Here is a 1,719-nt window from a genome sequence, read left to right as displayed (position 1 = left end):
GGTGAGACTCCTGTGGGATTTGCGGGACAGGTGAGACCCCGCAGAGCGAAGTAAAGCTCGAGGAGGCTCAGCACCCGCCCCACGGAAAGCGAACCTTTTCCTGCAGCCCCAAACTCATACGAATGTCTCAAAACTGAGTCTTCCGGAATAGGGAGCTTTAATGGTATTAGAAAAAAAGAGAAGGGATGTTCCTCTTCTCTAAACAATTGGATGACTATATAGGTTTTCGTGATTTTCCTCTAACGGTTTACCGGTGTCATAAGAGACATTTCCGATGATCTCCTTCACTTTTTCTATTTTTTCTGCTCCAGGGTCGTTCCAATACGATAAGATCAGAGGAAAGACTTGTTCTCCTTCTCTCAATGCCTCTTCATAGAGATCCAGAAAAGATGCTGTATTCTCTTCATTCGTTGCTGAGTGGTTCCACGTTCTACGCTGTTCATTTAAATAATCTGTTTCATTCTCTACCGCTTGATGAGAAAAGGGGCCAACTAGTTTACCGAAACGTTTATTTTTCCATCCCCAAGGATCATAGAGAACACGTTGAGCCATTACAATATGGTTGTAAGATTTTTCGATGAAATCTTCCGGATAGTGATGAATTAAACCGTGATAATGGGTGTCGATGAGGCTTTTCAGTAAGGTAGATACCGACTTCTTCCACTCCCCCATAGAAATTTCCTTATGAACAGGAGTTTTCCAAGTCCTTATACCTCTGTGTTTCTCAAGCATAAGTGTATCAATGATCACCTCAAGCTCCTGGTGCTTATTCTCTTTATAGCCTGCATGGAAATGAATATAAGGATGCGTGTTACGGTCAAGAATGTGATGACTAACAAACCCAAGAATAAAGGCTTGGATTTGATTTTTTTGGTAAGCTCCACGCTCGATCATGTCCAGCAAAAAGGGTCCACATTGCTCTGTATGTAACTTCATTCCCACTTCTTCGACTTGATCATTTGGAAGAAATGGCCAGAAATTATGGTAAAAGAACGGGTCTGGCCCTTGTGCTCCCATATGGAGAGGGTTGGATGAGGTTTTCAGGATATCGTTTCGATCAATCTTTTCACATAATGTATCGGCAAATAAAATATGTGTCCAAATATTTGGCAAGAGAAACACCTCTTTTTCTTTTCATTATAAACTGAATTTCCAAATATTCCATAAAAAAAAAGAGCCTCTCGTCAGAGACCCTTTCCTTTTACCACCTTTTTACCTAGAAAGATCAAGCAAAAACTAGAACCAATTAGCTACAGTATCCTCCTTCCCTTGAAGATATGTAGGTACGTTTTTGCCTCCCTTCTTATTATTGTTCTTACTATACTACAAAATCTGAAAAGTGTAAATAATCAGACAATAAAAAATGTCAAAATTCGCGGAAAGGTGTAGATGATTGTTCAAAAGATTCTTGATACAATAAATGTGCACATCATTATAAGGGAGGATCATTATGGACTACCGCATTGAAAAAGATACGATTGGCGAAATAAAAGTACCAAGTGAAAAATACTGGGGAGCACAAACGCAGCGAAGTAAGCAAAACTTTCCGATCGGTGATGAAAAAATGCCGAAAGAGATTGTAGAAGGCTTTGCAATCTTAAAGAAAAGTGCAGCAAGAGCAAATTATGAGCTCGGTTTATTAGAAGAGGAAAAAGCGGATGCCATTGAGTTTGCTGCTGACCGAATCATCTCCGGCGAACTTGAAGAACATTTTCCGCT

2 protein-coding genes are annotated in these 1,719 nt (G+C 40.1%); one reads left to right on the top strand and one right to left on the bottom strand.

Annotation, left to right across the window (positions count from 1 at the left end):
- Nucleotides 1–198: 198 nt before the first annotated feature.
- Entirely contained in the window at nt 199–1,122 is a 924-nt protein-coding gene (locus LD39_RS02185) for a zinc dependent phospholipase C family protein (protein WP_231572498.1), read from the bottom strand.
- A gap of 328 nt (nt 1,123–1,450) precedes the next feature.
- Here LD39_RS02185 and LD39_RS02180 point away from each other — a divergent pair.
- Nucleotides 1,451–1,719, top strand: a 269-nt coding sequence (locus LD39_RS02180) for a lyase family protein (protein ID WP_035542410.1), incomplete at its 3' end; no start/stop codon positions are given.

The sequence above is a fragment of the Halobacillus sp. BBL2006 genome (assembly GCF_000786645.1).
Classification (GTDB): domain Bacteria; phylum Bacillota; class Bacilli; order Bacillales; family Halobacillaceae; genus Halobacillus.
This window is presented reverse-complemented; position numbering and strand designations above follow the sequence as displayed.